At 38.1% G+C, this 6,000-nt stretch carries 5 protein-coding genes; all 5 read right to left on the bottom strand.

Annotation, left to right across the window (positions count from 1 at the left end; all coding sequences use genetic code 11):
* Nucleotides 1-154: 154 nt before the first annotated feature.
* Entirely contained in the window at nucleotides 155-1,444 is a 1,290-nt protein-coding gene (locus NFR29_RS03295; RefSeq protein WP_251423190.1) for an amidohydrolase, read from the bottom strand.
* An 87-nt stretch (nucleotides 1,445-1,531) separates the two neighbouring features.
* A complete protein-coding gene (locus tag NFR29_RS03290; protein ID WP_251423188.1) occupies nucleotides 1,532-2,776 on the bottom strand; it encodes an adenosylhomocysteinase in 1,245 nt (414 codons plus the stop codon).
* Between the two features lie 99 nt (nucleotides 2,777-2,875).
* On the bottom strand, nucleotides 2,876-3,934 hold the full coding sequence (mtnA, locus tag NFR29_RS03285) for an S-methyl-5-thioribose-1-phosphate isomerase (RefSeq protein ID WP_251423185.1): 1,059 nt from the start codon (nucleotides 3,932-3,934) through the stop codon (nucleotides 2,876-2,878).
* Nucleotides 3,935-4,027: 93 nt separating this feature from the next.
* Nucleotides 4,028-4,828, bottom strand: a complete 801-nt coding sequence (mtnP, locus tag NFR29_RS03280; RefSeq protein ID WP_251423183.1) for an S-methyl-5'-thioadenosine phosphorylase — start codon at nucleotides 4,826-4,828, stop codon at nucleotides 4,028-4,030.
* A gap of 128 nt (nucleotides 4,829-4,956) precedes the next feature.
* Nucleotides 4,957-5,835 carry an Hsp33 family molecular chaperone HslO gene (gene hslO / locus NFR29_RS03275; protein ID WP_251423180.1) on the bottom strand — a complete coding sequence of 293 codons (879 nt, stop codon included), beginning with the start codon at nucleotides 5,833-5,835 and terminating at the stop codon, nucleotides 4,957-4,959.
* Between the last annotated feature and the right edge of the window lie 165 nt (nucleotides 5,836-6,000).

Here is a 6,000-nt window from a genome sequence, read left to right as displayed (position 1 = left end):
ATGCTTATTTTTTTTGCAAAAAAATAATGTTGGTTGTGCCACCTTGATGGTGACACCCCAACATTTATTATAGAACCTTTTTATTTGTTATATTGAATCTTTCTTTACACTTCTATGACAGAATGATTAGCAACTATTCTAACCTATTATCTTATTAGCTTACAAAAAACTGCTCCGCCTTTTTGATTTCTGCACGCAATTTTTCTTCGTCGATAGTGAGTAATTCTCTATCTTTCATTAATACTTTACCAGCTACAATTGTCGTATTCGCGTCGGCACTATTAGCAGAATATACAAGAGCTGCTAAGTCGTTATAGCGCGGCATCCAATGCATACCAGATACATCGTATAAAACGATATCTGCTCGATACCCTTCTGCTAATATACCTAAATCATGGTAGCCCAATGCCTTAGCCCCTTCTACAGTCCCCATATTCCATGCCACTTGAGCAGGAATCGCTTTAGGATCATAGAGGCGAGCTTTGTGAAGTGTCGCTGCAAGGCGCACTTCTTCTAACATATCAGCATTATTATTAGAGGCAGAACCATCTGTGCCTAACCCAACAGTAATACCTTTTGAAATCATTTCAGGTATAGGTGCAATGCCACTGGCTAATTTTAAATTAGACTGCGGATTATGTGCTACGGCTACATTATGTTCTGCCATAATGTCCATATCCTCATCGGTTACATGGACGCAGTGAGCAGCTAAGGTAGTATTCCAGAATAAACCTAACTCATGCATGTGCGCAATTGGCGTTTTTCCAGTAGCTTTCACTACATTCTCTACTTCCCCTTTTGTTTCCGACAAATGCATATGAATGCCTGCATTTAAATCGTGAGATAAAGCAATGACTTTCTCTAAATATGCATCTGGACACGTATATGGCGCATGAGGTCCTAATAAAACTTTGATGCGGTCATTATCAAAACCATGCCATGTACGAAATAAATCAGCATTTTCTACTAAAGCTTGGTCTGCTGTAGGAGATACGCCTGCGAGACCGCGAGATAATACAGCGCGAATACCTGTTTCTTTTACTACTTCTGCAGTTGTATTCATAAAGAAATACATATCACTAAATGTAGTCGTACCAGAACGCAGCATTTCTGCAATCCCTAATTGCGTACCATACTTTACATAGTTATCATTTAATTTTGCTTCCGTAGGCCAAATAGCTGTTTCAAGCCATTCCATTAATTCCAAATCATCGGCATAATTTCTGAATAAGCCCATCGCAATATGAGTATGCGTATTGATAAGTCCAGGCGCTGCTAGTTGACCTTTCCCATTAAGGACTTCTTTAGCAGAAGATTTGAGCGTACTAGCCTCTTCAACGGATAGGATAGATGTAATATACCCATTATCAATGGCTATGGCATGATTCTTTTTGATTCCATCCGCAGTGAGTACATCTACATGGGTAATCAATAGATCAGACATAATAACTCCTTTATATTAGTTATCAATCATAAATACTATATTATTAACAAATACATTAATTATAAACGTCCATAAGTTAAGTACAGATTAGTTTACTTTTGTTAAATAATCAATTTGCTCTTGTGTTAATGTGTCTAAATCATAGCCCATAGATTGTAATTTTAATTTCGCAATTTCTGCATCTAATTCATGTGGCAATACATATACTTTTGGTTCCATATTCTTGCCATTATGTAAAATATGCTCTGCTGCTAAGGCTTGCATAGCAAACGATAAGTCCATGATTTCTGCAGGGTGACCGTCACCAGCAGCAAGGTTGACTAAACGGCCTTCTGCTAATACATAGAGTTTACGACCGTCAGCCATTGTGTAACCTTCGATGTTTTGGCGCACTCGTTCATGGCTTATAGCAAGGGATTCTAAATCTTTTACATTGACTTCGCAGTCGAAATGACCTGCATTACAAAGGATAGCTTTATCTTTCATCACTTCGTAATGTTCTTTTACGATAACATCGTTACAACCTGTTACGGTACAGAATATGTCTCCTACTTTGGCAGCTTCTATCATAGGGAGCACTTTGAAGCCGTCAAACACAGCTTCTACGGCTTTGATAGGATCTACTTCTGTTACATAAACGTGAGCACCAAGACCTTTAGCACGCATAGCTACACCTTTACCGCACCAGCCATAACCAGCAACAACAACGTTTTTACCAGTAACAGTTAAATTCGTAGTACGCATAATGCCATCCCATACAGATTGACCAGTACCATAGCGGTTATCAAATAAATATTTGCAGTACGAATCGTTAACAGCAATCATTGGGAATGTCAGTTGTTTAGCATTTTCTAAAGCATATAAACGATGTACACCAGTTGTTGTTTCTTCACTACCACCAATGAGGCGTTCTTTCGCATCTGTACGTGTAGTATGGAGCAAGCTCACAAGGTCACCACCGTCATCGATAATAATATGCGGCTTGTGATCTAACGCTTTATTAAGGAACATGAAATATTCTTCGTCAGTACAATCATACCAAGCATAGACAGTAAGCCCCATATCGACAAGACCAGCGGCTACATCATCTTGTGTAGACAGTGGATTAGAGCCCGTTACAATAACATCGGCACCACCACGTTGTAATACAGTGGCTAAATAAGCCGTTTTCGCTTCTAAGTGTACACTTACAACGATGGTTTGACCTTTGAAAGTTTGCTCTTTTTCAAAGCGATCCCCTAAGTCATTAAGAGTAGGCATAAAATTAGATACCCAATCAATTTTCTTGCGACCTTCAGCGGCTAAATTAATATCTCTAATTAACGATTGCATAATAACTCCTTACACGTATGTACTATTTCAATTTATATATATTGTAAAAAGATTCATCACCTATAAATAGACTATAGTCCTTTAAATAACTAATAACTATTATGATTCTAGAACAGAGCACTTAAGCTCTTCAATAGATATTTCGTAATCTGGTTGTAATACACCTTTTTCAGTAATAATAGCTGTTACTAATTCATGAGGTGTTACATCAAAGGCTGGATTTAAAACTTGAATCCCTTCTGGTGCAGATGGAACCCCTTGGAATGATAGAACTTCATCATCGCTACGCATTTCAATAGGAATATCTTTTCCATCGGCCAAATTAAAATCAAATGTACTGTATGGTGCTGCTACATAGAAAGGAATGTTATGTGCCTTCGCTAATACCGCTAGTCCATAGGTGCCGATTTTATTTGCTACATCCCCTTTTGTAGTGATGCGATCGGCACCGACAATAACGGCATCAATTAATCCTTGTTGCATAGCATAAGCAGCCATATTATCTGATTCTAAGGTGACAGGAATACCGTCTTGGTGTAATTCAAAGGCCGTTAAGCGGGAACCTTGCAATAGAGGTCTTGTTTCATCAGCATATACCATTGCTAATTGGCCATTGCCGTGAAGTTGTCGAATCACGCCTAATGCCGTACCAAGACCACCTGTAGCCAGTGCCCCTGCATTACAATGGGTTAAGATACGCAAGCCCTGTTGTCCATCAAACAAAGTGGCTCCATGTTTTGCCATCCTTTGATTTAAGGAAATATCTTCTTCATGAATAGCTATAGCTTCCACTGTGATAGCCTTGATGATGTCTTCCATATTGTGAAAGTTATTTTCTTTAATAAGATCTAATACGCGCTCAATAGCCCAAGCTAAATTAATCGCTGTAGGGCGGGTTTCTTTTAAACTTTCACTAAATTCATAAAATGTAGACAACTGTTCGTCAAACGGTATGTTAAGAGAACTTGCTTCGCGAGCTGCTAATATGAGCCCATACCCCGCAGCTACGCCAATAGCTGGTGCTCCTCGAACGCGGAGCATTTTAATAGCCTCCGCCACTTGTCGCCAATCAGTGCAATGAATATAGATAGTTTCTGTAGGTAATTTCGTTTGATCTAAGAAAATTAACGTGTCATTCTGCCATTCAATATTCTTCATGGGTCATGCCCTTTCATCAATTATAGCAATAGATCATTAATAGTTATTACTCAATAGTAAAAGAAAGGATTTGTATTAAACACATTCATTTACTTATGGCTCTAAAGAGAATCCTCCATATTCAGACATACGATGATGTGCTTCATAATCAGCATTTACATCGATAGCATCAATGACACCTAAGAGCAATAATTTTAATTGCGCTGCCATCTCCCCCATCATCTCTACTACTTCACCATGAGTCAAAGCATTTTCTGAGATACCAGCTGCGTAATTAGTAATCATAGAAATCGTTGTATAGGCCATTTCTGCTTCATTTGCTAAATTCACTTCTGGTACATTTGTCATACCTACTGTATCGCCACCGAGAATGGAGAACATTTTAATTTCTGCTGGCGTTTCAAAACGAGGACCTTCTGTACATACATAAGTACCACCATTATGAATATTAAGATTTTGTTTTTTACCAACTTCTTCAATAATATGGCGTAATTCTGGACAATATGGATTTGTTACATCCAAATGGGCTACAGGACGATCGCCACCTTCATAGAACGTATTGATGCGGTTTTTCGTAAAATCGAGGAACTGATCTGTTAATACAAAATGACCTGGTTGAAAGCTTTCATTTAAAGAACCTACAGCAGTTGTAGAAATGATAAAGCGAACGCCTAATTTCTTTAAGCCCCAAATATTGGCACGATAATTGATCTTATGAGGTGGAATCGTATGATCTTTGCCATGACGGGCTACAAAAATAACTGTTTTCCCATTATATGTACCTTGTACATAATTAATTTCACCATACGGCGTCATCAACGATTCTTCATGAATATTTTCAAAAATAGATGGGTCATACACACCAGTACCACCTATTACACCAATTGCACTCATAGTGACCTCCTAAGTAATATATTCTTATCTATATATTTTCTCATATAATGAAAAAACAGGCTATAGGAAATTCCTGTAGCCTGTAAAAGCTTTATCATCATTTTAGGTATTAAGTAAATAATCCCCTATTACTGCACTACGCTAGCAGGCGTAAACATATCTTTCAATTCTTCCCTACTAAAATGATATTTCTCATTGCAATAGTGGCATACTAATTCTGTTTGTTCATCTTCAAGGATGGCTGATTTATCATCTTCACGAAGGGTCATAAGGACGCCAGCAAATCGGTCACGACTACAACGACATTTAAATTCTACTGGTTCATTGTAGACTTCGTTAATGGTCATTCCTTCAAGAACTTTTTCAACTAATCCTTCACCGTTTGGATGGGCTTTCAAATATTCTGTAACAGGTCCTAATTCATTGATATTTTTCTCTACTAATGCCAAGGCTTCATCAGTAGCATCTGGCATAGCCTGTACGATAAATCCGCCTGCTACGATTGTATGGTAGTCGGGATCTACAAGAACGCCTAAGCTAATCGTAGATGGCACTTGTTCCGACGTGTAGAGATAGTAAGCTAAGTCTTCTGCAATTTCACCACTTTGAATAGGACTTGTGGATGTGTAATCTTGTGCTAGTTGCGTAAATCGCGTTACTTGTACTTCACCGTGGTTCCCTACGGCAGCACCTACATCGAGTTTACCTGCATATTTCAAAGGTACATCTACATGTGGCTCATCTACATAACCGCGAACCGTATTATCAGAGAACGCATCGACGTGAACGACACCGAGTGGGCCATCCCCTTTAATGCGTAAGCTTACATTTTCATGGTTTTTAAAATCACCAGCTAATAACAAAGCCCCTGTCATAGCACGGCCTAAGGCTGCTGTAGCAACAGGCCATAAATCATGACGTACCCGTGCTGTTTCAACTGTATCAGTCGTTACCGCTACAGACATACGAATGCCTTCTCGAGTGGTAAAACGTTTAATATAATCCATTTAAATCATTCCTTTTCATTAATTTATAAAGTTAAAGTTCACTTTATGTTTATTATTATATCACAATATCTAAGATTTTCAATATCCCTACATAGTAATAAAAAATATTTGTTCTGTTTATTATCAATTACTATATATTCTCTAATAGGAGCGTTAATTCTATGA

Source organism: Veillonella agrestimuris, assembly GCF_943193065.1.
Classification (GTDB): Bacteria; Bacillota; Negativicutes; order Veillonellales; family Veillonellaceae; genus Veillonella; species Veillonella agrestimuris.
Note: the sequence above shows the minus strand (reverse complement) of the source record. Positions and strands in the feature narration are given on the sequence as shown.